Raw genomic sequence first — 25438 nt, 5'->3', positions numbered from 1 at the left:
AAATACTATGAGTTCATTTGACGTAGTTGTTATTGGTTCAGGTCCCGGCGGGTATGTAGCAGCAATCCGTTGCGCACAGTTGGGAATGAAAACTGCCATCATCGAAAAATATTCAACCTTAGGAGGAACTTGTTTGAATGTGGGATGTATTCCTTCTAAAGCAATGTTAGCTTCTTCCCATCATTATGAAGAATTACAGCACTTTGCAGATCACGGTATCGAAGTTTCCGGAGATGTAAAAGTAAACCTTGAGAAAATGGTTGCGCGCAAACAGGCGGTTGTAGACCAGACTTCAGGTGGTGTAAAATATTTGATGGACAAAAACAACATCACTGTTTTTGAAGGTGTAGGTTCATTCGAAAACGCAACTACGGTTAATGTTACTAAAGCGGACGGTTCTGTTGAGAAAGTTGAGACTAAAAACGTTATCATTGCAACAGGTTCAAAACCATCTTCTTTGCCATTTATCAAAATTGATAAAGAAAGAATTATTACTTCAACTGAAGCTTTAAAATTAAAAGAAGTTCCAAAACACCTTGTAATTATAGGTGGTGGAGTTATCGGATTAGAGCTTGGTCAGGTATACTTGCGTTTAGGCGCTCAGGTTTCTGTTGTTGAGTTCATGGACAGAATCATACCGGGGATGGACGGAGGTTTGTCTAAAGAATTGACAAAAGTGTTGAAAAAACAAGGAATGAAATTCTATACTTCCCACAAAGTACAAGCTGTTGACAGAGCTGGAGAAGGTGTAGTGGTGAAAGCTGAAAACGCTAAAGGTGAAGTTATCACTTTAGAAGGTGATTATGCTTTGGTATCAGTAGGTCGTCGTCCTTATACAGACGGATTAAATGCTGATAAAGCCGGCGTTAAAATTACAGAAAGAGGTCAGGTTGAAGTAAACGATCATTTACAGACATCAGCTTCAAACATTTATGCAATCGGTGATGTAGTTCGCGGAGCAATGTTAGCACACAAAGCAGAAGAAGAAGGAGTGATGGTAGCTGAATATTTAGCGGGCCAGAAACCTCACATCGATTATAACTTAATTCCTGGTGTAGTTTATACTTGGCCGGAAGTTGCTGCAGTTGGTAAAACTGAAGAGCAATTAAAAGAAGCAGGAGTAGCTTACAAATCAGGAAGTTTCCCATTCAAAGCGTTAGGTCGTGCCCGTGCAAGTGCGGATATCGAAGGTTTCGTGAAAATCCTTGCTGATGCTAAAACAGATGAAGTATTAGGTATCCATATGATCGGAGCCCGTGCAGCGGATTTAATTGCAGAAGCAGTAACAGCTATGGAATTCCGTGCATCTGCTGAAGATATTTCAAGAATGTCTCACGCACACCCAACTTTCGCAGAAGCTATCAAAGAAGCGGCATTGGCAGCTACAGATAACAGAGCGTTACACGTGTAATTCAAAGTTTGATTTAAATAAAAACCCATCCCTTTAATAGTAACGGGATGGGTTTTCTTTTTTTGGTTATTCATTAACTGCCAAATATTCCTTTATAACTTTCCCAACTTCTGTAAATCAGGAAGATGTTACTTAAGAAAACAAAGATTGCTATTGCTATCGAAAATCCCGAGTGAATCAAAAAAACATTGATAAGCAAAATATTGATGGAAACCGGTAAAAATACAAGACTGAATAACTTAATGAACTTTCCGGTCAGAAAAGATAAACCGCTAAGTAATTCGACTATTTTTACTAATGTCAATAAATATTTTGTGGCTTTGAATCCTTCAAAAACAGTTTTCAGGTCACCCGTAAGTTCCGGCTGCTTGTTAAATGTTAAAAAGTACGAAATGGAAGCAAACAGCAGCAGTAACCCCAAAAGTACCCTGATGATAATAGTTGCGACTTTCATAACTTTCAGATTTTTAAAGATTTCTACTTCAAAGTTAAGGAATTAAATAACAATGTGTTACGATTTGTTCTTTGTTTTGTAGTATTTTTTGTAAATAAAATAACCTCCGAAAAGAATCAGGAATAAGCCCCATAAACGCACAATAAAAGCAAGGATATTTTCAAGGAAGTACCAACCTGTTTTTAAGGAATCCCATAATTGTAATCCTAAATGCGGACGATAAGAATCAATACTTTCGTCACTGGCCAACATTTCGTGTTTAACCGCTTCGTTTTGATAAATCTGCAGGGTTAGCGTACTGAAATTCACTTGATCATTCAATGAAAGATCGCGCAGTTTACTGTTGTCATTCTGTTCTTTTTTATTGGCAAGATGATCTTCAGCATTAGTGATCGAGTTCAGTTTCTGTCCTTTGGAATCAATCGCTTTTTCCAGTCTTTTTTCGTTGGAATTCAAGCGGTTTTGCTCCAATTTATTAGCCAGCATCTGCAAAGAAACATCATCAGCCTTTATAACTCTGTAATCCAGAAAGTCAATTTGTTTCGCAATTGTTTTGATTACCGTATCCAATTTGGTATTGGGAACGCGGATGGTGATGTCATTCTTAACCTGATATTTCGTGGTTTGCAGTATGCTGTCCTGACTGACTTTAGTCTCATTTTTTTCCGAAATCTCACTCTGCAGGTTGGTATAGGTAACAAATCCTCCAAATTTGGTTGTTGCATCTTCAATAACATAGGTCGATTTAGCAACATTCTTGACTTTGAATTTTATGTCGGCGGTCCTCACGAATTTCCTTCCTGAATCTTTCTTTTCAACGGCTGCCGATGATGAGACGACCGCAGTTGAATCCGTTGCAGCAGATTCAGCAGATTCTCCGTACATGATTTCTTCTTCTTTTGCTCCTTGTTTACAGGAAGCGGCCAAGCCAATTACAAGCAAAGCCAAGCCAACACGAGTGACTGTTTTCATAAAATTACTATTTAAAGGGTTAATTAATGTTACTTCGTAAAGTGGTAATAGTAATTTTCAGTCAATAGCGTCCGGCTTTTTAAATTAGTGATTTTTATAGTTTTGATGCCAATAAAAACCGTGCCAGAAATTTCGGAATCCGGAATTAAGGAAAAATTTATTTTTTTGAAGGTTATTTTATTCTTGAAGTAGTAATGGTTATATCTGCAGTTGCCCAGCTTTTTGCAATCAGTTGTTCCATTTCTTTGACTTTTGCCTGATTGTTGAGTTTTTCATAAGCCAATTTCAATCCGTGATAAGCCCAGCCGTTTTTTGGTAATCGTTTCAGATCTTCTTCATACACTTTAATGGCTTCATTGTATTTGCCGTCTTCAATGAAAATGGCTCCCAAATGATGACGTACGGAGAAATACCAATCCGGTGGTTCGTTGTAATTCAGTCCGTCTTCGATGGCAATGGCTTTTTGAAGCAGATGAATGCTTTGTGTGTAATCGCCTTCTCTGGCTAAAATTTCAGCGTTTAATACTTTGGTCGCGATATTCACAATGGAACTCATCGAATTGATTTGCCAGATGGTCATTTTTTCCAACGATTTATCATTGGCCAACACTTGCAGGCGAATCAACTCGGCTTTCGCTTTACGTAAATCGTTTTTGCCTAAATATGCCATTCCTCTGGCGTAATGTGAAATGGCTTTCGGATATTTCAGGGTATCGGAAACCAATTTCATTTTCAGGATGTCATCCCATTTTCCAAATTTCACATTAACAAAATACGGAATCATGTAATAATGCTGTAACGTTGTCAATCCCGGCACGATCATGTTTTTGGGATGTACCAATTTAGCCGTTTCATTGGCGCCAAGAATTGCCCATTTCGAATTGCCTTCCAAAGTTGCCGTACCTGCCATAAAATGATAATTATGAGGATAATAACCGATGGGATAAGCACCCTGTGCGTGACACATGGTTACATAAGCACTGTCCACTTTGCAGGCATTTATATTGGCCATGGTTCCTTTGTGATAATCTCCGGTTCGGATATAGATGTGTGATGGCATATGCACTAAATGTCCAAAAGAAGCAGCATTTCCATCATCAAAGAATTTAGCAGCCGCATAACCGCGTTGTGGCGTATTGGAAGCCTCTACTGCATGAATATAAAAATGATTTGCACCAATATGTTTAGGATCTTTCTTCAGAATTTTTTCCATCAGACCAACGATTTCGGGAGTCCAGGGTTTTGGAGTTCCATTTTTCTCATACAAATCCCACGGATGCAGATCCATCACCGACTCAGCGTATAAGGCATTGATATTGGTGTCATCCGGATATTTACTGTTGACTTCTTTCATCGCATCAGAATAGGCAACGTCTAACTTGTGGCGGTCTTCAACGGGTTTGGCTACATATCGTTTTGATAAGGCATTGATTAACGCCTTTTCTTTTTCAGTTGCTTTATCCTGCAGTTTTATGGCTTGCTGAATGGCTTTATAAGCTCTTTCGTAATTATCAGGCTCCATTCCCGCATTGTAATTCGGGCCAAGTACATAAGCAAATCCCCAAAAGGCCATAGCGCATTCAGGATCAAGTTTTGTGGCATAATAAAAAGAACGGGCGGCCTCCGCATGATTAAATCCGTAAGCAAGTGCTAATCCCTGATTGAAGTACTTTTGAGCCTCAGGATTCTTGGTAGTTATAGGATAACTAACGACATCCATTCCCTTGAATAATGGCGCTTTTTTATCAGAAGTATACCATTCGGCATCGACAACGGGAGGAGCACAGCTCATACTGTTTTTAGCGGCTATCGGTTTTTCTTCCGTTTCAGGATTAGTTTTTTTACACGAAAAGAATAGGGCAGAGATAACGATCAGAAGTAAAGCAGTTTTTCTCATGGTTACGGTTTTAGTGTGAAAATTCACATAAAGTTACTTAAAATCAATGAATTACAGAGGTGGATCGGAGGTTATTTGGAACTTGGTGATTTCTTTGCACACTTTCCAGTTAAGCAGTACATTTACCGTTTAAATCATACTCTTTGAGAACTTCTGTTTTTAAGCATATTTCAGAACCTAATTCCTTTAAAGCGAATTTGTTGTCATGGGCACAACAGTTCAGGGAAATCGTTTTTCTGGACAGTAATAATTATCCGCAACAATACACCAGCTACGATGTGGTTTTGGCTGCTGATGCATTCACGTCAATTAAAACCGATTATCAGAACGCCTTTGAGGATTTAAAACAATACCAGCAACAAGCAAAAGACTGGTTGTTTGGTTATTTGGCATATGATTTAAAGAATGCTACAGAAGATTTAAAGTCTCAGAATTTTGACGGCTTGCAATTCCCGGATCTGTTTTTCTTTCAGCCGAAGAAGCTTTTTTTATTGAAAGGAAATGACTTGGAAATCCGCTATCTGAATATGTGTGACGACGAGCTTGAAGAAGATTGGATTGAAATAGAAAAAAGGGATAAGATAAAAGGGATAAGTCAAACATCTGTAACTATCCGGCAACGTATTTCAAAAGAAAACTATCTTGAAAAAGTAACCGAAATGCTTTCCCGAATTCATCGCGGCGATATTTATGAGGCTAATTTCTGCATGGAATTTTTTGCTGAAAATGCCACGATTGATCCATTAGGAATTTATGAAAAACTGAATGCTATTTCAGAACCGCCTTTTGCTGTGTTCTTTAAAAACAACACCAATTACCTGTTGTCGGCTTCTCCGGAACGCTATCTCCGGAAGGAAGGCCTTAAAATCATTTCCCAGCCTATAAAAGGGACAGCGAAAAGATCTATTGATGCAGAACTGGACGAACAATCCAAAACGGAATTGATCCAAAATCCGAAAGAACGCTCAGAGAACATAATGATAGTCGATTTAGTACGTAATGATTTATCGCACACCGCTACCAAAGGTTCGGTACAAGTAGAAGAATTATGCGGAATTTATACCTTTAAACAAGTTCATCAGATGATTTCTACCGTAGTTTCAGAGGTAGAGGAATCAACTTCGCTTGCAGAGATCATCAAAACAACTTTTCCGATGGGAAGCATGACCGGGGCGCCAAAAATTTCGGCAATGAAAATCATCGAGGACCTGGAAGAAACAAAACGGGGCTTGTACAGTGGGGCAGTGGGGTATTTCACTCCGGGTAACGACCTCGATTTCAATGTGGTTATCCGTAGTATTCTCTATAACTCAAAAGAAAAATATGTTTCTTTTTCAGTAGGAAGCGCCATAACAGCGGAATCGAAACCTGAAAATGAGTATGAAGAATGTTTGTTGAAGGCAAAAGCAATGAGAGAAGTTTTATCAGAGTAACTATAAAGATCAAAAAATGTTCGGTCAGAAAGTTTTATTTTTAGTTTCGTTAATTGGTGGGATTATCATCTCATTAATTGGTGTTTATCTTAAACTTACTGAGACAATTGCAGGAAGTTATACTTTCAGTAAATCTGGTGGCTTAGGTTATGGAACCATAGATGGGAACGGAGCAATGCTTGTTGGGATTTCAATTTTATTGTTTTCTGCTTGGACTTATTATGAATTTAAAAAAGAGCGTGTCGATAGGAAAAAAAGGATGGAAGATGAGGATAAAATGGAACGGGATACCAGAATAAAATTAATTATCAGAAGATCAAAAACAGATTTAAATACCTTTCTTTATAACAGAAAAGAATTTTACAAAAAACATAAAATAGACAAACAGTAATTACAACTAATTATAAAAAATGCTACAAAAGTTTCAGGATCATATCAATAAAATTCTTCCTTTTTTTAGAAGCAAAAGGTTATTGCTTGCTGTTAGCGGCGGTATTGATAGTATGGTTTTGTTACACCTTTTAAAGGAGTCTGATTTGGATATTTCGGTAGCGCATTGCAATTTTAATTTGCGCGGAAATGAAAGTGACGGTGACACGGAATTTGTAAAATCAGTATGTCTTAAAAACAATATTGAGTTTTTTGTAAATTATTTTAATACAAGCGAATATGCCAGTTTAAATAAACTATCCATTCAGGTTGCCGCGCGCCAACTTCGGTACGATTGGTTTAATGAATTGTTGGAAAAAGAAGGATTCGATTATTTGCTTACAGCCCATCATTTGGATGATTCCATTGAAACATTTTTAATCAATTTTACTAGAGGAACCGGCTTGGACGGACTGACCGGGATTCCGCAGCAAAACGATAAGATCGTTCGTCCGTTTTTGATTTTTACCCGTGAAGAAATTGAAAATTATGCTGATGAAAATCAAATCGAATGGCGGGAAGACAGCAGCAATGCGTCCGACAAATACCTTCGCAACAAACTTCGTCACAAAGTCATTCCAATTTTAAAAGAACTGAATCCGGGTTTTTCAGATTCGTTTTTGCAGACACTTGAAAATCTGCAACAGTCGGAATCCATGGTTGATGATGCTTCGCGAATTGTGTACCGGAAAGTAGTGGAGGACATTGATAATGAGAAAAGGATAAACCTTCCCGAACTGATGATTTTACCCAATTATCAGGCGTATTTGTATCAATGGTTGAAGCCTTTCGGGTTTACCGCCTGGGATGATATTTACGATTTGGTGAATGCACAATCGGGAAAACAGGTTTTTTCAGACTATTACCGACTGCTGAAAGACCGGAATACACTCATTTTAACCGAAAAAAACGAGTCGGAAAAAACAGTTTACTACATTGATGAAACCACTGCAAACCCTGTCGTTCCTATGAAAATATCGGTTTGTAACAAAAGTGACATTCGTTTGGATAATAAACAATGTATCTTTGTTGATAAAGATACGTTAAAGTTTCCGTTGGAATTTCGAAAATGGGAAGAAGGTGATTATTTTTACCCCTTCGGAATGACCGGAAAGAAAAAGCTCAGCAAGTATTTTAAAGACGAGAAGTTCTCGTTGATCGAAAAAGAAAATACGTGGCTTTTATGTTCTGAAAATCAAATAGTTTGGGTGGTTGGTAAAAGATCCGACAGACGATTTTCAGTCAGCGAAACAACAAATACGATTTTAAAAATAGAATTGAAATAATGAAGAAATTAAGCGCCCTGCTGTTATTGTTTTTTGTTTTTTTAAGTGCTCAGGCACAAATTGCCAACAAAGTTTCATGGAAAACTTCAGTTGAAAAAAAATCAGATACCGAAGTAGTTTTGGTTTTTGACGCCGTTATCGAACACGAATGGCACATGTTTTCGCAATTTAATCCGGAAGGTGGTTCTTTACCGGCCGTTTTTAACTTTAAAAACGCAAAAGGAAATTACGAATTAGTAGGAAAAACCAAGGAAAGCCCTTATAAGAAAGTTTATAGCGATATTTTCGAGGTGGATGAATACCTGTTTGAAGGGAAAGCGCAATTCAGACAAACGGTTAAAATTACCAATCCTAATTTAAAATCGATTTCGCTGCATGCTGAATATCAGGTTTGTAAAGAGTCCTGTATTCAGGAAGAAAAGAACCTTGAATTTAAATTGCCTCCAATGGCAGTTACAGCTGCAACTGCAACCACTGCTGAAACACCAATAGATACTTTTACTGCAACAACTGCAACAGCAGCTGAAGTAAAAACAGATACGACTTCTTTATCTGAAGCAAAGGAAACAGCGGCGTCGCCCGAAAAACCTTCAGATAAAAAAGAAGAAAGAAAAGGGCTGTGGGGCATCTTTATTTTTGCCTTTTTAGGTGGATTTGCGGCCTTACTTACCCCTTGTGTTTTCCCAATGATTCCGATGACCGTAAGTTTCTTTACCAAGCAAAGTAAGAACAGATCAGAGGGGATCAGAAATTCATTTTTCTACGGGATTTCCATCATTTTGATTTATGTAGGATTAGGTTTGTTGGTTTCAGCGATTTTTGGGATAGATGCCCTAAATGCGTTATCAACAAATGTTTGGTTCAACTTAATATTTTTCGTGATCCTGATTGTTTTCGCGATGTCATTTTTGGGTGCTTTTGAAATTGTTTTACCGAATTCATGGGCCAATAAAATTGATCGTCAGGCAGACCGTGGCGGTTTTATCGGAATCCTTTTTATGGCTTTGGCCTTGGCAATCGTTTCTTTCTCATGTACGGGACCAATTGTAGGGACGTTGCTGGGAGAAGCAGCTAAACGAGGAGGAACCGGACCAATCATTGGAATGTTAGGATTCTCATCAGCAATTGCTTTACCGTTCATGTTGTTTGCCATGTTCCCGGGATGGATGAATTCATTACCGAAATCAGGAGGTTGGCTTAATACGGTTAAAGTTTCATTAGGATTTCTTGAATTGGCTTTCGCATTTAAATTTTTATCGAATGCGGATTTAGTATTACAGTTACATCTATTGGAAAGAGAAGTCTTCTTAGCTATTTGGATCGCCGTTTTCGGGGCATGGGCACTTTACCTGTTTGGAAGTATATCTTTGCCGCACGACAGTCCGCTTTCCCATATTTCAGTGGGAAGATTGCTATTGGCTTTGTTGGTTACAACCTTTACAATTTATTTGATTCCGGGTATATGGGGCGCGCCATTAAAGATATTGAGCGGATACACGCCACCATTGGAATACAGTGAAAACGTCGGAGGAACTGCGTTTGCCTCAAACCATGGGCCGACATCCAACAGTGAAGGAACATTACCGGACGGTGCTAAAAACGGACCTCACGGAATCCTTGCTTTTACGGATTACGATAAAGGCATGGCTTATGCTAAAAGCAAGAACAAACCGGTTCTTCTCGATTTTACAGGTCACGCTTGTGCCAACTGCAGAAGAATGGAAGAAAATGTCTGGTCGAAGCCTGAAATCCTTTCCATCCTTAAAAATGATTTGGTTTTGATCTCATTATACGGGGATGATCAAAGGGAATTACCGTTAAAGGAACAATATGTTTCAAAAGCTACCGGTCAGGAAGTTACAACAATAGGAAAGAAATGGAGAGACTTCCAGATTGAAAGATATAAAATCAATGCACAGCCTTATTATGTTGTAATCGATAACGAAGGAAAAGATTTGAATAAGCCTGTGGGTTACACACCGGATTCTGAGGAATACAAAGCTTGGTTGGAAAGCGGGATTGCAGAATTCAAAAAATAGACATCAGAAGCTGATATAATTAAAAAGCCACTCAATTGAGTGGCTTTTATTATTTAAGGATATGCTGACTTAAAATCTGATATACCTCGTTGATGTTATTATCTTTCCCGAATTGCTTTTTGATCGGAAGTGTTTCTCCGGTTACCCAGATTTTCAGTTCGGCATCCAAATCCATTAATCCTGCGCTTTCTTTCGAGAACTTTTTGATGCTTGAATAAGGAATGGACTGGTAATCTACTTTGGAACCTGTAATTCCCTGCTTGTCTACTAAAATCAAACGTTTGTTGGTAAACACAAACATGTCTCGAACGATTTTGAATGCTTTTTCAATATGCTCCCCGTTGATTAAGATCGGTTGGAATTCCTGTGAAATCTTTTCGATGCTTACTTCCGAAGCATTACCCATAATGGCGTTAAATAATCCCATAATTTTCTTATATATTTAAGGTTTTAAATGTATGAAATTATTATTATCCTCAAAGCCAATGTTGCGTTAATAATTGGAAAGGTCATAAACATCTAAATAACTATTTAAAATTATGAGAAGTAAAAAACTATTTTTATAACCGTATAAAAATTATTTGTGATTTCTTTATCTGTCAGATAATTCTTTTTATATATAATCGTTTAAATGTCAATGGATTATTTGTCGCGTAGTAGAGCGTATCATTAAAAATAGTGATATTAATATCACCAAATTTGGTGATGCTTTCGTATTGTGCAAAACTGTAATTTGGGGCTCGGTAAAATATTATCAAGGGTTTAATAAATCCTTTTTCAGCCCTATAAACATCAATTGAAAAAGGTAAGAAAAAGTATGATGGTTAGAAAAAACAATTTTTTGGCTAAGTTGCTTTTAGCATCTTTTATTTTATCTTTTTTTGGTTGTACCAAAGATTTGTATGACGATAACATACAGCAGAATCAAGACAAAAAGCTCATTGTAAAGAAGCATGTTTCTATTAAGGATGTAAAGAAAAGCATAGCATCAAAAATTAACGAGAAAGTCGCTGTAATTAAAGGTGGTAAAAAGAATAGTGAAGGTAAATTTGAATACTATGATGCTTACGGTGTTTATATTGATTTAGAAGATGGTATATTAATTGAATGTGATGGAAAATATTTTTATACATTTCCTATGTTTGAGAAAGATGAAGAAAATTTGGAAAACATTTTATTTGTAATTGATGAAAGCACTGAAGACACTCAGGCAATTTTAATTAAATATGATATAACACCTGAAGAATTTAGTGAATTACCAGCAGGTGAAATACATAATTTAACTCCCGATTATGAGAAAATATGGTATAGTGCGAACCCAGGTGGGGGACCATTGTGTATGACTATTCAATATTATTCTCAAACTTATCCAAATTGTACATATCCTAATGGAACACATCCCAATGGTTTGCAATGTGAAGCACAAACAACTATAATTACGTCAACATATTGTACTGCTCCAATAAATCCATGGTCAGATGATACGATGGGTACAGGAGGAGATACAGGAAGTGGAGATTCAGGAACTGGGAATTCAGGAACAGGTCCTGGAACAGGAGCATGGAGTGGAACAGGTGGCGTTTATACTTCACCGAAAGGATTAGATGATTCTCAATTAGCCATTAAAGTATTTGTAAGAAGTTTATCGGCTGACAGATTAGTTTGGTGGAATCAACAAACACCTGAAACACAAAGCCAAATTACTAGTTACATTGGTGATTTACCATTAGACGAATCAAATGGAATGAGTGGTACACAATTTGTACTAAGTGCAATAGATTATTTAATCCAAAATCCTACAATGTCTTGGGACTATTTAATTAATAATAGAACTTCTTTTGATAATTTAAATCAAGATGAAAGTGACGATTATACTGATGGTGGTTATGATATGAATTCGTATTCAAGTTTTAATCCTCAACAACAATGGCCAACTATTTCCCCAGTTATACCAGTAAGTAGATTTGTTGGTTGGGGGGCAGCGGGGATACGTAGAAATTGTATGGACTATGCAAAAGCTCAAATTGCTAAACTTGGCTATCAAATATCAAGTTACGGAGCTGCTGGTCAAACATTTCAAGTGTATACTGCTGCAAATGGAGTGAATCAAACCGCAGTTACGAATGGTGTAAGTTATTTGCACTATGCATTATCACACGGAATTCCAGTAATAGTAGGTGTTGATGATGCGCCAGGTAGTCCAAACCCAGGAACAGATAATACAACTGACCATTTTATCGTTATTGTAGGCATGGGGTCTAATTCAAATGGAAATTATTTTTCGTTTTATGATAATGCCTCAGGTCAAAGTAGTCAAGGAGCAAGTCCGTTAAACTTACTGTACTATAATGCTACAACAGGTATAATAAGCGGGACTTCAGAAACTGATTATGCAAACGGGTTAACCTATATTGTTACAATGATAAGAAAAAGCAAACCAAGACTATAAATAAAACTATTATGAGAACAAAAAATTTAATCTATCTTTTTTTATTAGTTTTTAACTTCAATTGTAAATCTCAAAATGTTAATCAGTTGGAGACAAAAATTTTAAATGTTGAAATTGTTGATTATGGTAAAATTAGTCCAAAATATCATTTAGAGGATTTGTCGAAGGCTACTGGAATTAAAGAAAAATATTTTACTTCTAGTTTATATGTATTGAGAAATAATAAAAAAATTGAAATTCCAATTAATGATGAAGTTTTTAACCACGATTTTTTTGAAAATTATAATTATCACAATAATGATATTGTAAAAGTAAAAGTCAAGGCATTTAAAATTAATGGTAAAGAAGTTTTAATTGCTTCGAAAATTGAAAAGGGATAGTAAAATTTTAATGACGTTCTAAACATCATTAAAGTAGAAGCTGGTATAACACCAGCTTTCTTTATTTAAGATATCCCGCTGCGCAAAGTCTCCCGACTTTGAGCAATAGTAAACAAAAGTGACGGCCTTAAAGTTGTAGCTTTTTCTATTACTAAGAATTGTGATTGATTAAATTTGACATAATGATTTATAGAAAAGCGGAATAGTTATTAATTGGCTCAAAGTCGGGAGACTTTGCGGAGCGAGGACTTTACACAGCGGTGTACTATATCCAGATTTATTAAATAACTGATTTTTAATATTTTGTGTTATTGTAAATCAGTATTTGTAGGTGTATACATGCTAATCACTAAAATTAGTGAATGTTAAATTCAATTAAATTGTTAATAATAATGTTATTGATCGTAGTGGTTTGGAAATCAGGAATTTTGGTAATTGTAGGAAATAAAAAAAGGTTCTAGTTTTGCACTCGCTTTAAAATGCTAATTGTAATTACAATAAAGGCTTAGCTATCCTTTAAACAACATTTGAAAATAAAGGTTGGGTTTTCAAAATGTTTCGAGTTTCCGACCAAAATAAAAAGCAGCCTTACCTAAAAATGTTTGGCGACATATTGTAAGACTGCAATTAAAAAAATAAGTACAATAATAATGAAAAAAAAACTATTTAGTCTTTTCGCATTAGCCTTATTAACGATTTCTTTAATTTCGTGTGAAAAAGATGAACCTACGACTAAAATGACCGAGCAATTTAGAAATATGGGTGTGTCTGATATTAGTATTACTCAAAGGGAATCAGGTGATATTGAATATACATTAAATACTTTTAAAGGTTTCTATATTAATAAAAAATTTGTTGATTTAGCGAACTATTCTTTCGTTGTTGGTGAAGATGGAACAGTTTCATTAACAAAGTATGAAGGGTATAGCATTAAAAATGACGGTGACAGTTTTTATATTTACACTCCAGATTATGAAGGAAATATTAAGGACAATGCAGATGTTTATAATGATTTTAATGCAGCAGTTTTAATGTTAATTCTCCATGAACTGAATACTGATGCCAGCGACAAAGAGACATTTAATATAATGAGTAGATACCCAGCAGGTGGCGGTGGTGGTGGAACTACTCCATGTGGTTTTTTTGATACATTTTATTCAGTAGGTGTAGGTATTACTATGGCAGCTTCAGAAGCTAATTGTCTTCAAAATGCCATTGATTATGCTGGTTCACTACAAGGATGTACAAAAATTGGAGGAATGGAAACTGATTGCTTCACAATGATGTGTTGTACTCGTGTGACGTGGTGTTGTAAATAATAATAATAATAGTAATATATGAATATGTTAATAGGGCCTTATCAAATTATTTTCTTTTTGTTAATATACGTAATAATGTTTTTTTACGCATTGGTTTGTATTTATAAAAGAGAAAAGGGGATTATACAATTTATTTGGATAGCAATTGCTTTATTTATTCCTGTTTTTGGGTCATTGCTTTACATTATTAAATATTTTGCTACTAAAGAAATTAAGCATTAACTTGATTTTTTTAGGATAAAAATAGAGGGAGCATTATGCTCCCTCTATACATTAATATCTATTTTTTTCATAAAACCCAGATAGCGCGGATTTGTAATCCGTGCCTACGATCAATATCGAAACAAATTTTTCAACAATAAATTGCAAAATAAATTCTCTATTATTAGTCCACAATTAAGTTTTTTGAGAATTTTACCTAATAGATATAACACGGATATAACACGGATATAACACGGATATAACACGGATATAACACGGATATAACACGGATATAGCACGGATATAGTACTGATATAGCACGGATATAGTACTGACATAGTACTGACATAGTATTGATATAGCACGGATATAGTACTGATATAGTACTGATATAGTACTGATATAGTACCAATATAGTACTGATATAACTTATTTTCCAGATAATTGGCTCGTAAATAACTTAGGAGAAAAGCCATTTGTTTTCATTCGAAGGTCTTTACATAGGAATCGATCTTCTTGTTACACTTAAAAATAACTCCATAAATCTTCAGCAACATTTTTGTAATTAAAATAAAATTGTAATATTTGTCTTATAATTTTATAAGCCATGTTAGTTAAAGTATTTGGAAGTTCCGTATTCGGAGTTGATGCCACGACCATTACCGTAGAGGTAAACATTGATAAAGGAGTCGGCTACCACTTGGTAGGATTGCCCGACAACGCCATAAAAGAAAGCAGTTACCGCATCGCCGCCGCGCTGAAGAACAACGGTTACCAGCTGCCCGTAAAAAAGATCACCATCAATATGGCGCCGGCCGATCTGCGAAAAGAAGGTTCTGCATATGATCTCACCATTGCCATCGGAATTTTAGCTGCTACCGGCCAAATTAAATCAGAAGAAGTCGGGAACTATATTATTATGGGCGAACTTTCCCTGGACGGCGGTATGCAGCCTATAAAAGGCGCTTTGTCCATTGCAATTAAAGCTAAAGAAGAAGGGTATAAGGGCTTTTTCCTTCCTAAGGAAAATGTCAAAGAAGCAGCAATAGTAGCCGGATTAGACGTTTACGGAGTAGAGAATGTACTCGAAGTCATTGATTTCTTTGAAGGTAAAGGAACGTTGCAACCAACCGTGATTAATACCAGGGAGGAATTCTATAAAACCTTAGATTATCCCGAGTTTGATTTCGCAGAAGTAAGAGGACAGGACTCCATAAAGCGCTGCATGGAAATAGCCGCTGCCGGCGGACATAATCTAATACTAATCGGGCCACCCGGAGCCGGAAAAACCATGTTGGCAAAACGTTTGCCCAGCATCCTGCCACCAATGACATTAAAAGAAGCTTTGGAAACTACCAAAATCCACAGTGTGGCAGGAAAGGTAAAAGATGCCGGACTGATGAATCAAAGGCCGTTTAGAAGTCCGCACCATAATGCTTCGTCTGCCGCATTGGTCGGAGGAGGGAGTTATCCACAGCCTGGGGAAATATCCCTAGCTCATAACGGAGTATTGTTTTTGGATGAGCTACCCGAATTTAAGCGTGAAGTTTTAGAAGTAATGCGACAACCTCTGGAAGACAGGGAAGTGACGATTTCAAGGGCTAAGTTTACCATAACCTATCCTTCTTCATTTATGTTGGTGGCTAGTATGAACCCGAGTCCGGGAGGCTATTTTAATGATCCCGATGCCCCGGTAAGTTCATCGCCAGCCGAAATGCAACGGTACATGAGCAAGATTTCAGGACCATTATTAGACCGAATTGATATCCACGTGGAAGTAACACCCGTTCCTTTTGAAAAACTTTCCGATACCCGAAACGGCGAGAGCAGTGTGGACATAAGAAAAAGGGTAACAAAAGCAAGAGAAATCCAGTCGGTTAGGTTTGAAAATTTTGAAAGCATCCATTACAATGCACAAATGACCACAAAACAAATCAGGGAGTATTGTGCATTGGATACGACCTCACTACAATTGTTGAAAACCGCCATGGAACGGTTGAATCTGTCTGCACGTGCTTATGACAGGATTTTAAAAGTATCGCGAACTATTGCCGACTTAGACAGCTCAGAAAAAGTGGAATCCAATCATATTTCGGAAGCGATTCAGTATCGAAGTCTGGATAGGGAAGGTTGGCTGGGATGATCGTGAAGGTATCTCAAATCTTCTGTAAACACAAAAATGCTTTTCAAAGTGTTTTAATTGTATTTTAACGATTTTTTTGATTTTTATGCAATAAAAATATGAATTGTTTTGTAAGTTTAGTCGTTAGTTTTGTTAAATATTCTTTAATAACTCAAATGAAAATATTATGAAACAGAAAATTTTTGCTCTGACTTTAATGGCATCTTTTGTTTTATTGTCGGGATGTTACCCTAATGGCGCTGAGGATACCGAAGATTTTGATATTGCTTATTCGGCTTTTGATGAGGGTTTTAATTTTCAGAATGCGGGAACGTATTCCATGCCTGATAAGATCGTCATTTTGGGTAATGATGAAGAAGTGGAATTTGTTCCGGATGGACCTGCAGGCGAAATTTTAGATCGAATTGATGCCAATCTTCAGGCTTTGGGTTGGACAAAAATACCTCTTCCGACAACAGCAGGTGATCCTGATCCTGACGTAGAACTTTTACCTGTTTCATGGACAACTACAACGATTTCAGTTTGGGGAGGTGGATATTGGTGTTATTGGGATCCTTACTATTGTGGCGGCGGATGGTATTATCCATATCCGGTTGTTACCAGTTACACTACAGGAACTTTGTTAATGAGCATGATCGATTATAATACACAGAGCAATGGAAAGAGAAGATCGGTTTGGACGGGAGCGATAAACGGAATATTCTATGGAACGTATAGTACCGATAGAGCCAATAAAGGCATTAATCAGGTTTTTGCACAATCTCAGTATTTAAGAATTAATTAATTGAAGCGATTATGAAAAAACTATTTTATACTTTGTTTTTGGGATGTTTATTAACTTCCGTATCATATAGCCAGAGTCAAAAGCATGTTTATTCATTGGAATATTCAATAGGGTTTGGTTCCGATTTTGTAGACAATGTCAGTTTTAGAGGTCTTGCGTTTGAATATCGAAATATGGTAAAACCTAATATTGGTGTCGGAGTTGGCATCGGGTATAACTTCTTCTATGAAGAAAAGGATTACGCCACCTATACTTATGGTAACGAATCGCTTTCGGGAATCCAATTCCGTTATCTACATAATATTCCCATGATGATATCAGGCGATTATTATTTTAAACCTAACACAAAAGTTGATCCGTTTGTCGGAATCGGAATCGGAGGTAATTATGTGTTCCAAAGAACTGAAATGGGAGTTTTCCTTATAGATAATGAAGGATTCCAATTTGCGTTCAGACCCGAAGCAGGAGCAATTTTTGAAGCAGGTCCGAATGCTAAAATCTCGGTTACTGCTAAATATCTCATCGGTACTGATTCCGATGATGTTGACGCCGTAAACTATTTAGCATTGAATATAGGATATGTGTTTTAGTTAATTGCAGTAGATGTAATACGTTATTCTTATATAAAATTTGTTTAGTTAGTTAGTTAAAAAAAAAGTATGGATTGCATAAATCCATACTTTTTTTGTTTTTCTGATATTGTGAAAAATTATGTAATTATCTTTATATGAAAACGTTTATTTTAATTCTTCTGCAAAAGTATCGCCTTGTTTAATGTCGCCGGTTTTATAACCTTTCATAAACCATTTCATGCGTTGCTCTGAAGTGCCGTGAGTGAACGATTCCTGGTTTACATGTCCCTGCATTTTGGTTTGTATGGCGTCATCACCAACCGCATTGGCAGCACTTAAAGCTTCTTCGATATCACCTTCTTCTAAAATTTTTTTATTGTAATAAGCCCACACGCCGGCATAAAAATCGGCCTGAAGTTCCAGGCAAACGGATAACTTGTTGGCATCCGCCTGACTTTTACTGCTTTGTAATTGTCTGACTTTTGCCGATGTTCCCAATAAAGTTTGTACATGATGACCAACTTCATGCGCCATAACATAAGCAATGGCAAAATCGCCTCCCTGAGCTCCAAAGCGTGTTCTCAGTTCTTCAAAAAATGCCATGTCCATGTATACTTTTTTGTCACCAGGACAATAGAAAGGTCCTGAAGCTGAAGTTGCATTGCCACATGCAGTCTGAACCTGATCCGTGAAAAGAACCATCTTAGGTCTTTCATAGGTAATGCCGTTTTCTTCAAATATTTTACCCCAGGTATCCTCCATGAAAGCAAAATTAGTTTTGACGAAATCACCAATTTCCACTTCTTCGGCAGTAAGTGCTCTTTGTTCCGTTTGTTCGGGTTGTCCCTGCTGCATTTGCTCTAAAATGGGCGTCAGTTGCTGGGCATTTTCTCCACCAAAAAGATTTACCAGTAAAATTATGATACCAACTATGCCACCACCAACAATAGTTTTCCCTCCGGTGGACATTCCTCTTCGGTCTTCGACATTGTCACTTTTTCTGTTGCCTTGCCATTTCATAGTATACAGGATTAAAATTAGATGCTAAAATTGCTGCTATTTTACAAAACCGACACTGTTTTTATAAATCGCATAATACATACAATAAAGGTAAGGCATTGTAAAGAATATACCTATACAAAATCCGAAAATACCTAGCAGTGAGCAAATTACGGCAATCACTATAGCCAGAAAAATAATTAAGGGCTGTTTTGATACTACCATGATACTGTTAGCTATGGCGTCCAGGGCAGATAATCTACCGAAAACAATTAAGGGAATCGTCATACATGATAAAAAACCTATGAGGTAAGTCAACAGTGTACCAACAAAATTTAAATGAATTATCTGAAATCCAACTGTAATTACACTGGTTATTAATGATAGTAGGAATGAAGAAAGTAGAAGGTGTCCGACATACTTTTCCCCATAACAATCAAAAATGGTGGAAAATGAAATTTCGTCTTTAGTCTCCACATCATGGGCAACTTTGATCAAACCCGCGGTAAAGGGAGTCAGAATCATCGTTAAAACAGAAACTCCGCCAATATAGGCTACTAATTGAATAGGTGTAAATGTTTCAAAATTGATTTTTAAAGCTTCCGGGGAAAAGTTTTCCATATCCACGAAATAAGTCATTCCGAAAAAAGAAACAATAATAAGACTTAACATTACAATTAATAACGCCAAGCCTGCTAATAAGGCAATTTTCTTATAGCTTTCTATGCTCTCATTTATAAGATTTCCCAAATCCAACTGATAGCCTTTTTGTCTAATTTCGTTAAGACGTGTGTTGATGTAATTCATACTTTGAAAATTATAGTGCGATTCTAAAGCCCAGGTAAATATCCGCCTGTTTTGAATCATTTAATACTGCTGTTACTATTGAACCCGACCCTAAGAAAAAGCCGCCCGCTCGGAATCCGAAACCAGTAGTGAATCCGGAAATCTCGTTGCTTGAAAAAGGCATGTAAATCTCATAATTTTCGCCACCAAATCGAGGTGTCAAGGTTATGATATTTTGTATCGTTGTGAAATCATTATCACTGTCATCCGATAATTTTTGTTGCGTATAAGCCGAAACCGACCACTTGTTGTAAACTTTGTAATCGGCATACACGTTTATAACCGCAGGAAGTTTTATTTTAAAATCCTTTGTAGAATTTTGCTGAGTTAAGTAGCCTTTGTCTTTTAATATCTGTTCTATATCTGCAACACTTTCCGCATCATTGAACTCTTCCAGATTTAACGGATTGGTCGTAGGGATATTAAGTGTATAATTAGCCGATTTGTTATTTTCCGATTTAAAAGTCATGCTGCCCATGTTTCGGATCGAAAGACCGGCATTTAATTTATACCCGGCCGGTTGTTGAGTTGCTCCGTCAACTGCAGCAGCAGCTTTTTCTTTTAATTGATAGCTGAATCCGAAATCGGCACCAAAACCGTTTAAACCTCCGGCGAAGATTTCATCATAATTAGAACGGTTTTCATAACTTTCGGCTAATGCTCCGGAATAGGAAAAATTCACATTAGCGGTTGCATTGTACAGTAAAACATCTCCGTTAACCGGATTAACAGTTACGGTTCCATGCAGATTACTCATTCCGAAATTGGTATAAGATCCGGGGAAAAGTAATTTGAACGTTGCTCCTGCATTGAATTTATGAAGTTCATCCTCAAAGATGGTTCTTGCTGCGGAAAGGTCAATTTCTCCCCAGGTAGCACCATTCATTCTTTGGTTGTAGTCTGAATTTATTGCCGCTGTTCCAAGGAAATTATTATTAAGCGCTTGTCCCAAAGCAACATCGACATCTATAGCATTTGCTTTGATATTTCCTGCGGAAGTAAGAGCAAAAGCCCATTTGTTAACTTTCATTGCAAAGGATGGTCCTAAAATCAAAGCATCCAAACGCATATTAACCGGCTCGGTCCCGGTAAAAATTTTATCCTCAATATTTTCACCATCCAAAATATCTGAAAATTTGATTTTATTGTTGGAAACGTTGGTACTCATGTTGATGACATTAATGTCATATCGGGTCGTCATATTGTTTAATTCTGCCGGATTCACATAAGCGTTGAGTAATCCGTTTCTTTTGGAAATGTTTATTCCTGAAAAATGTTCCTGCGAAAAGGCATTAAGGGAAAGTAAAGTAAATGCAAAAAGTATTTTTTTTGTCATATGTGTTATTTAATGTGTATTCAAGTGGTAAGATACTAAAAAGTTAAATACTTTTCCAAATAGTATCGTTGGGAACAGGAGCGATGATCTCCAGAAGTTCTTTGGTGACCGGATGGCTAAAAACTAATTTCCGGGCGTGTAAATGTATCCCTCCATCAGGGTTACTGCGGTCGAAACCATATTTTAAATCCCCTTTTATCGGACAGCCAATGGCAGAAAGCTGACTTCGGATCTGATGATGTCTTCCCGTATGAAGGTTAATTTCCAACGCATAATAATTATCCAGCTTTTTGATGATTTTATAATCCAGACTGGCTTTTTTGCTATCGGGAACTTCTTTAGTATGGGCCTTAGAAGTATTGCTTTTCGGATTTCTTTTTAGGAAATGGATCAGATTATCTTCCGTTTTAGGAGGCTGGTTTTTTACAACTGCCCAATAGGTTTTCTGGGTTTCCCGGTTTTTGAATAAGTCATTTAAACGCGTTAAGGCTTTGGAAGTCCGCGCAAAAACCACAATACCGGTTGTAGGTCTGTCCAATCTGTGAACAACGCCTAAAAAAACCTCTCCCGGTTTATTATATTTCTCCTTTATGTATTCTTTTACAACATCCGACAACGGTTTATCACCAGTTTTATCACCCTGGACAATATCGCCCACACGTTTATTGACAATGATCATATGATTGTCTTCGTGCAGGATCTGCAGATTGTCTTTAGTGGAAATTATTTTATTTTGATTCGAACTCAATTTCAAAAAGGTTTAGTTTTTCGTCATTCTCAATAATCACTTCCTTGAATTTTAAACCGAGTTTTTCAAGAAGTCTGATGGAACTGTGATTATCCAAATTGGTAATGGCGGATAGTTTAGAATGTTTTTCGGCTAAGATATCCATAAAAGCTCTCGAAGCTTCATAGGCATAACCTTTGCCTTCAAATTCCGGAAGAAACGCAAATCCTATATCGGGATGATCTAAAAAATCTCGTTTGATAATGGTGAAAAGTCCAAGTTTTGCAGCGTTCGTCTTTTCAATAATTACGAAATAATTGATATTCTCGGCTTCCGCAATTTTATCGATATAGTTTTTGGCGTCTTCGATTGAATTTATATTACGGTCTCCAATGAATTTTTTCCAACCTTCCGTATTTAGAAGTCTGTAGATAAAATCAGCATCATCCTGATCCAGTACTTTTGATGAAAGTCGCTGCGTATCAATACTAATATTGCTCATTGGTATTTGGAAAGTCAACAGATTTTACATCGGTTACATATTGTCCGATGGCTTTGGACATGTCTTCATACAAGTTCATATAGCGACGTAAGAAACGCGGACTGAATTCATGGGTCATTCCGATCATGTCATGCAGTACCAAAACCTGTCCGTCAACACCGCTACCGGCACCGATTCCAATTACGGGAATAGAAATGCTTTCCGCTACTTTTTGTGCCAATGAAGATGGTATTTTTTCCAATACCAAGGCAAAACATCCTATTTTTTCAAGCATTTTGGCATCTTCAATTAGTTTTTCAGCTTCTGCTTCTTCTTTAGCGCGAACATTGTAAGTTCCGAATTTGTAAATGGATTGCGGCGTTAAACCCAAATGGCCCATTACCGGAATCCCTGCATTTAGGATCTTTTTGATACTTTCTTTGATTTCTTTACCACCTTCCAGTTTTACGGCATGTCCACCGCTTTCTTTCATGATTCTGATAGAAGAACGAAGCGCTTCTCTTGGATCCGACTGATACGATCCGAAAGGTAGATCCACAACCACCAAAGCTCTTTCCGCAGCTCTAACCACTGAAGATGCGTGGTAAATCATCTGGTCTAAAGTAATAGGTAAAGTAGTTTCATGTCCCGCCATTACATTACTGGCCGAATCGCCTACTAAAATTACATCCACTCCGGCACTGTCGACAATTTTTGCCATAGTGTAATCATAAGCTGTCAGCATGGAGATTTTTTCTCCGTTCGACTTCATTTCAATTAAGGATTTTGTAGTGACTCTTTTGTAATCTTTTTTGGCTACTGACATGATTCTAAAATTTATGAACTGTAAAATTACTACAATTTCCAGAATAGCGTAACAATATTCCCATAAATACTACTTATACTCAAAACCTTAAGATTATGAAAAAACTAGTTTTACTTTTAATGCTTTGTTTTACAATCGGTTCGCAGGCTCAAAAAGCAGAGGTAGAAAATACCGTGAAAACTTTTTTTGACGGGTTTCATGCCAAAGACACTTTAAAAATCAAATCGGTTTGTCATGACAGAATGATCCTGCAAACGATAATAGAAGGGCCGAAGGGCAGTAAGCTTGTCGACGAAAAAGCGTCCGAGTTTTACAAATCGTTTTCGACGCTTCCGGCTGATATGAAATTTGAGGAACGGATCTTAAGTTACAATGTTCAGATCGATGGAAAGATGGCACATGCCTGGACGCCCTATGAATTTTATGTCAACGGGAAATTGAGTCATTCCGGAGTAAACGCGTTTACTTTTTATAAGGACAACGACATTTGGAAAATCATTTATGTTATTGATACCCGACGAAAAGCTGCGAAATAAATCTTTATAAAATCTTTATACTTAGCTCGTTTCATCTTATAAAATACTTACAACTTATGGCTTAACTTTGTCTAGTAATTAAGTCATAAGAAAGTGAAAAAGTTTATTCAACATACACGAACCAAAAATCAATACCTGTTTAGTGTTGTTTCCGTTGCTTTAGTATCGACCTTGTTTTTATTTACACGCGATTTACTGGACTATACGGTAATTGGTTATTTATTGCTAGTATTGGTTTCAGTATTGGCAATTTTCCTTGATATTTATCCGGTGCTGGTTGCGGCTTTATTAAGTGCATTGGCGATGGATTTTCTGTTTATCAAGCCTTATTATACCTTGCATGTAGATTCGGCTAATGACGGTTTGTTATTGTTCCTCTTTTTTATCATAGCCATGATAAATGCCGTATTGACCTTTAAGATCAGAAAGGCGAATCAGCTGGCCCATACTAAAGAAGCAAAACTGCAAACCATGAAACTTTATAATACGCTATTAGATTCGTTATCACATGAATTGCGTACACCTATCTCAACCATAATGGGAGCAGTCGGAACACTGCAGGTGAACCCGAAAATTTCAGAAGAAAACAGTACGAAATTATTGTCGGAGATGGAAAAAGCATCTTTACGATTGAATCATCAGGTTGAAAATCTACTGAACATGTCACGTCTGGAATCCGGTTACATACAACCTAAAATGGATTGGTGTGATGTGAAGGAATTGGTTTATAACGTGTTGGATCATCTGAAGGAAGAATTGCTGCATCACAGAATCAAAGTAAAAAATCCCGAATACCTTCCTCTGTTTAAACTGGATTATGGTTTAACGGAACAAATAGTTTACAATCTGATATTTAATGCTTCACAATATACTCCGCAAGGAGCTTTAATTGAAGTAGGGATTGAATATTTGCCCGACGTTGATCTGGAAGGAGAAGATGGTAAAAAGATGACCTGTATCATTAGGGTAACAGATGATGGAAATGGTTTTCCGGAAGAAGAAATTGATAAAGTTTTTGATAAGTTTTATCGCTTAAAAGATTCTAAAACAGGAGGAACCGGTTTAGGTCTTTCCATTGTGAAAGGTTTTGTGGAAGCGCAAAAAGGTGAAGTCACCGTTGAGAATAAAGAAGAGGGAACCGGCGCAGTTTTTACGGTTTCATTTCCTGCCGTTGTAATGCAAACCAATTCGATTAGCCATGAATAATGCAGCCATTTTAGTAGTAGACGACGAAAGTCAGATCCGAAAATTATTGGAGATCACCCTGGAGGCCAATGGTTATAAAACAGAATTTGCGGCCAATGCGAAGGAAGGTTTAATGTTTGCAGCAAATCATCCGCCGGATCTGGTTATTTTGGATCTCGGCTTACCGGATGACGACGGTCAGAATGTTCTGGTACAGCTTAGGGAATGGTTTAAAAATCCCGTGATAATTTTATCCGTAAAAAGCGCAGAAGAAGAAATTGTAAGAGCGTTAGACAATGGTGCTAATGACTACCTGACCAAACCTTTCAGAACGCAGGAATTATTAGCCAGGGTGAGAGCCGCATTGCGAATTACAACAGGCAGTATAAGCGAGCCAGTCTTGACGATGGACAACATTCAAATCGACTTTACGGCCAGAATTGTAAAAGTTGATGATGAAGTTTTAAAACTTACGGCAACAGAATATACCTTACTCGCTCTATTAATCAAAAACGAAGGAAGAGTACTGACACATCAGCATATCTTAAAAGAGGTTTGGGGACCGAGCTACATCGACCAAACCCAATATTTAAGAGTTTTTATAGCGCAACTGAGAAAAAAAATTGAAAAAGATCCGAACCGTCCGAAACATATTTTAACCGAATCGGGAATCGGATATCGCTTTAATATCAGCTAACTAATTTATTATAAAATCATTTTAGGGATTATGGAA

General features: G+C 36.9%; 24 protein-coding genes. 14 read left to right on the top strand and 10 right to left on the bottom strand.

The genetic code is table 11. The features are described from left to right. The first annotated feature begins 7 nt into the window (after positions 1–7). Positions 8–1411: a dihydrolipoyl dehydrogenase gene (gene lpdA, locus AC3E9U_RS01575; protein ID WP_488745148.1), complete on the top strand. Its 1404-nt coding sequence runs from the start codon at positions 8–10 to the stop codon at positions 1409–1411. A gap of 73 nt (positions 1412–1484) precedes the next feature. Here lpdA and AC3E9U_RS01570 read toward each other — a convergent pair whose 3' ends face one another. From AC3E9U_RS01570 to AC3E9U_RS01560, 3 genes are all read right to left on the bottom strand, one after another. Continuing rightward, positions 1485–1865, bottom strand: coding sequence for a DoxX family protein (locus tag AC3E9U_RS01570; protein ID WP_488745147.1), 381 nt, complete (start codon positions 1863–1865; stop codon positions 1485–1487). 57 nt (positions 1866–1922) lie between these two features. Beyond that, complete coding sequence (locus tag AC3E9U_RS01565) at positions 1923–2837, bottom strand: DUF4349 domain-containing protein (RefSeq protein WP_488745146.1); 915 nt, start codon at positions 2835–2837, stop codon at positions 1923–1925. Between the two features lie 172 nt (positions 2838–3009). Continuing rightward, on the bottom strand, positions 3010–4734 hold the full coding sequence (locus AC3E9U_RS01560; RefSeq protein ID WP_488745145.1) for a tetratricopeptide repeat protein: 1725 nt from the start codon (positions 4732–4734) through the stop codon (positions 3010–3012). 143 nt (positions 4735–4877) lie between these two features. On the opposite strand from AC3E9U_RS01560, the gene AC3E9U_RS01555 reads away from it, so the two are divergent. The 4 genes from AC3E9U_RS01555 to AC3E9U_RS01540 are packed head-to-tail and all read left to right on the top strand — an operon-like array spanning position 4878 to position 9921. Beyond that, positions 4878–6167: an anthranilate synthase component I family protein gene (locus AC3E9U_RS01555; protein ID WP_488745144.1), complete on the top strand. Its 1290-nt coding sequence runs from the start codon at positions 4878–4880 to the stop codon at positions 6165–6167. Positions 6168–6183: 16 nt separating this feature from the next. After that, a complete protein-coding gene (locus AC3E9U_RS01550; protein ID WP_488745143.1) occupies positions 6184–6558 on the top strand; it encodes a hypothetical protein in 375 nt (124 codons plus the stop codon). A gap of 19 nt (positions 6559–6577) precedes the next feature. After that, positions 6578–7882 (top strand): tRNA lysidine(34) synthetase TilS, encoded by a 1305-nt coding sequence (tilS, locus tag AC3E9U_RS01545; protein WP_488745142.1) that lies wholly within the window; start codon positions 6578–6580, stop codon positions 7880–7882. After that, the gene (locus AC3E9U_RS01540; RefSeq protein ID WP_488745141.1) at positions 7882–9921 is read left to right on the top strand and encodes a protein-disulfide reductase DsbD family protein; all 2040 of its coding nucleotides are present in this window, start codon (positions 7882–7884) and stop codon (positions 9919–9921) included. The genes tilS and AC3E9U_RS01540 overlap by 1 nt, the downstream gene beginning before the upstream one ends. 49 nt (positions 9922–9970) lie before the next feature. Here AC3E9U_RS01540 and AC3E9U_RS01535 read toward each other — a convergent pair whose 3' ends face one another. Further along, positions 9971–10348: a PH domain-containing protein gene (locus tag AC3E9U_RS01535; protein WP_488745140.1), complete on the bottom strand. Its 378-nt coding sequence runs from the start codon at positions 10346–10348 to the stop codon at positions 9971–9973. Positions 10349–10738: 390 nt separating this feature from the next. Here AC3E9U_RS01535 and AC3E9U_RS01530 point away from each other — a divergent pair, with 390 nt between their 5' ends. The 6 genes from AC3E9U_RS01530 (at position 10739) to AC3E9U_RS01505 (ending at position 17787) form a co-directional block, all read left to right on the top strand. After that, complete coding sequence (locus AC3E9U_RS01530) at positions 10739–12370, top strand: hypothetical protein (RefSeq protein ID WP_488745139.1); 1632 nt, start codon at positions 10739–10741, stop codon at positions 12368–12370. A gap of 11 nt (positions 12371–12381) precedes the next feature. Further along, positions 12382–12750 carry a hypothetical protein gene (locus AC3E9U_RS01525; protein ID WP_488745138.1) on the top strand — a complete coding sequence of 123 codons (369 nt, stop codon included), beginning with the start codon at positions 12382–12384 and terminating at the stop codon, positions 12748–12750. Positions 12751–13400: 650 nt separating this feature from the next. Next, on the top strand, positions 13401–14069 hold the full coding sequence (locus AC3E9U_RS01520) for a hypothetical protein (protein WP_488745137.1): 669 nt from the start codon (positions 13401–13403) through the stop codon (positions 14067–14069). Positions 14070–14877: 808 nt separating this feature from the next. Beyond that, a complete protein-coding gene (locus tag AC3E9U_RS01515; RefSeq protein ID WP_488745136.1) occupies positions 14878–16413 on the top strand; it encodes a YifB family Mg chelatase-like AAA ATPase in 1536 nt (511 codons plus the stop codon). A gap of 166 nt (positions 16414–16579) precedes the next feature. Then, the gene (locus AC3E9U_RS01510; RefSeq protein WP_488745135.1) at positions 16580–17197 is read left to right on the top strand and encodes a DUF4136 domain-containing protein; all 618 of its coding nucleotides are present in this window, start codon (positions 16580–16582) and stop codon (positions 17195–17197) included. An 11-nt stretch (positions 17198–17208) separates the two neighbouring features. After that, positions 17209–17787: a hypothetical protein gene (locus tag AC3E9U_RS01505; RefSeq protein ID WP_488745134.1), complete on the top strand. Its 579-nt coding sequence runs from the start codon at positions 17209–17211 to the stop codon at positions 17785–17787. 147 nt (positions 17788–17934) lie between these two features. Here the strand turns inward: AC3E9U_RS01505 and ypfJ are convergent, their stop codons facing one another. The 6 genes from ypfJ to panB are packed head-to-tail and all read right to left on the bottom strand — an operon-like array spanning position 17935 to position 22984. Beyond that, a complete protein-coding gene (gene ypfJ, locus AC3E9U_RS01500; RefSeq protein ID WP_488745133.1) occupies positions 17935–18789 on the bottom strand; it encodes a KPN_02809 family neutral zinc metallopeptidase in 855 nt (284 codons plus the stop codon). A gap of 36 nt (positions 18790–18825) precedes the next feature. Continuing rightward, positions 18826–19575: a hypothetical protein gene (locus tag AC3E9U_RS01495; RefSeq protein WP_488745132.1), complete on the bottom strand. Its 750-nt coding sequence runs from the start codon at positions 19573–19575 to the stop codon at positions 18826–18828. A 10-nt stretch (positions 19576–19585) separates the two neighbouring features. Further along, the gene (locus AC3E9U_RS01490; protein ID WP_488745131.1) at positions 19586–20950 is read right to left on the bottom strand and encodes a hypothetical protein; all 1365 of its coding nucleotides are present in this window, start codon (positions 20948–20950) and stop codon (positions 19586–19588) included. Between the two features lie 43 nt (positions 20951–20993). Next, a complete protein-coding gene (locus AC3E9U_RS01485) occupies positions 20994–21629 on the bottom strand; it encodes an RluA family pseudouridine synthase (protein WP_488745497.1) in 636 nt (211 codons plus the stop codon). Between the two features lie 49 nt (positions 21630–21678). Next, positions 21679–22179 (bottom strand): GNAT family N-acetyltransferase, encoded by a 501-nt coding sequence (locus AC3E9U_RS01480; protein ID WP_488745130.1) that lies wholly within the window; start codon positions 22177–22179, stop codon positions 21679–21681. After that, a complete protein-coding gene (gene panB / locus AC3E9U_RS01475) occupies positions 22166–22984 on the bottom strand; it encodes a 3-methyl-2-oxobutanoate hydroxymethyltransferase (protein WP_488745129.1) in 819 nt (272 codons plus the stop codon). Before panB ends, AC3E9U_RS01480 begins: the two co-directional genes overlap by 14 nt. A gap of 95 nt (positions 22985–23079) precedes the next feature. Between panB and AC3E9U_RS01470 the strand changes: the two genes are divergently transcribed. From AC3E9U_RS01470 to AC3E9U_RS01460, 3 genes are all read left to right on the top strand, one after another. After that, a complete protein-coding gene (locus AC3E9U_RS01470; RefSeq protein WP_488745128.1) occupies positions 23080–23520 on the top strand; it encodes a nuclear transport factor 2 family protein in 441 nt (146 codons plus the stop codon). A gap of 93 nt (positions 23521–23613) precedes the next feature. Further along, positions 23614–24726, top strand: a complete 1113-nt coding sequence (locus AC3E9U_RS01465; RefSeq protein ID WP_488745127.1) for a sensor histidine kinase — start codon at positions 23614–23616, stop codon at positions 24724–24726. After that, entirely contained in the window at positions 24719–25402 is a 684-nt protein-coding gene (locus tag AC3E9U_RS01460) for a response regulator (RefSeq protein WP_488745126.1), read from the top strand. The genes AC3E9U_RS01465 and AC3E9U_RS01460 overlap by 8 nt, the downstream gene beginning before the upstream one ends. The last annotated feature ends 36 nt before the right edge of the window (positions 25403–25438 follow it).

The sequence above is a fragment of the Flavobacterium sp. 21.1 genome (assembly GCF_057801535.1).
The sequence above is the reverse complement of the archived record's forward strand: the minus strand, read 5'-3'. Positions and strand labels throughout refer to the sequence as shown.

What these genes read in the sequence shown, in the direction of transcription:
- lpdA (WP_488745148.1), top strand. Translation starts at nt 8, where the DNA reads ATGAGTTCATTTGACGTAGTTGTTATTGGTTCAGGTCCCGGCGGGTAT.
- AC3E9U_RS01570 (WP_488745147.1), bottom strand. Translation starts at nt 1,865, where the DNA reads ATGAAAGTCGCAACTATTATCATCAGGGTACTTTTGGGGTTACTGCTG.
- AC3E9U_RS01565 (WP_488745146.1), bottom strand. Translation starts at nt 2,837, where the DNA reads ATGAAAACAGTCACTCGTGTTGGCTTGGCTTTGCTTGTAATTGGCTTG.
- AC3E9U_RS01560 (WP_488745145.1), bottom strand. Translation starts at nt 4,734, where the DNA reads ATGAGAAAAACTGCTTTACTTCTGATCGTTATCTCTGCCCTATTCTTT.
- AC3E9U_RS01550 (WP_488745143.1), top strand. Translation starts at nt 6,184, where the DNA reads ATGTTCGGTCAGAAAGTTTTATTTTTAGTTTCGTTAATTGGTGGGATT.
- tilS (WP_488745142.1), top strand. Translation starts at nt 6,578, where the DNA reads ATGCTACAAAAGTTTCAGGATCATATCAATAAAATTCTTCCTTTTTTT.
- AC3E9U_RS01540 (WP_488745141.1), top strand. Translation starts at nt 7,882, where the DNA reads ATGAAGAAATTAAGCGCCCTGCTGTTATTGTTTTTTGTTTTTTTAAGT.
- AC3E9U_RS01535 (WP_488745140.1), bottom strand. Translation starts at nt 10,348, where the DNA reads ATGGGATTATTTAACGCCATTATGGGTAATGCTTCGGAAGTAAGCATC.
- AC3E9U_RS01530 (WP_488745139.1), top strand. Translation starts at nt 10,739, where the DNA reads ATGATGGTTAGAAAAAACAATTTTTTGGCTAAGTTGCTTTTAGCATCT.
- AC3E9U_RS01525 (WP_488745138.1), top strand. Translation starts at nt 12,382, where the DNA reads ATGAGAACAAAAAATTTAATCTATCTTTTTTTATTAGTTTTTAACTTC.
- AC3E9U_RS01520 (WP_488745137.1), top strand. Translation starts at nt 13,401, where the DNA reads ATGAAAAAAAAACTATTTAGTCTTTTCGCATTAGCCTTATTAACGATT.
- AC3E9U_RS01515 (WP_488745136.1), top strand. Translation starts at nt 14,878, where the DNA reads ATGTTAGTTAAAGTATTTGGAAGTTCCGTATTCGGAGTTGATGCCACG.
- AC3E9U_RS01510 (WP_488745135.1), top strand. Translation starts at nt 16,580, where the DNA reads ATGAAACAGAAAATTTTTGCTCTGACTTTAATGGCATCTTTTGTTTTA.
- AC3E9U_RS01505 (WP_488745134.1), top strand. Translation starts at nt 17,209, where the DNA reads ATGAAAAAACTATTTTATACTTTGTTTTTGGGATGTTTATTAACTTCC.
- ypfJ (WP_488745133.1), bottom strand. Translation starts at nt 18,789, where the DNA reads ATGAAATGGCAAGGCAACAGAAAAAGTGACAATGTCGAAGACCGAAGA.
- AC3E9U_RS01495 (WP_488745132.1), bottom strand. Translation starts at nt 19,575, where the DNA reads ATGAATTACATCAACACACGTCTTAACGAAATTAGACAAAAAGGCTAT.
- AC3E9U_RS01490 (WP_488745131.1), bottom strand. Translation starts at nt 20,950, where the DNA reads ATGACAAAAAAAATACTTTTTGCATTTACTTTACTTTCCCTTAATGCC.
- AC3E9U_RS01485 (WP_488745497.1), bottom strand. Translation starts at nt 21,629, where the DNA reads ATGATCATTGTCAATAAACGTGTGGGCGATATTGTCCAGGGTGATAAA.
- AC3E9U_RS01480 (WP_488745130.1), bottom strand. Translation starts at nt 22,179, where the DNA reads ATGAGCAATATTAGTATTGATACGCAGCGACTTTCATCAAAAGTACTG.
- panB (WP_488745129.1), bottom strand. Translation starts at nt 22,984, where the DNA reads ATGTCAGTAGCCAAAAAAGATTACAAAAGAGTCACTACAAAATCCTTA.
- AC3E9U_RS01470 (WP_488745128.1), top strand. Translation starts at nt 23,080, where the DNA reads ATGAAAAAACTAGTTTTACTTTTAATGCTTTGTTTTACAATCGGTTCG.
- AC3E9U_RS01460 (WP_488745126.1), top strand. Translation starts at nt 24,719, where the DNA reads ATGAATAATGCAGCCATTTTAGTAGTAGACGACGAAAGTCAGATCCGA.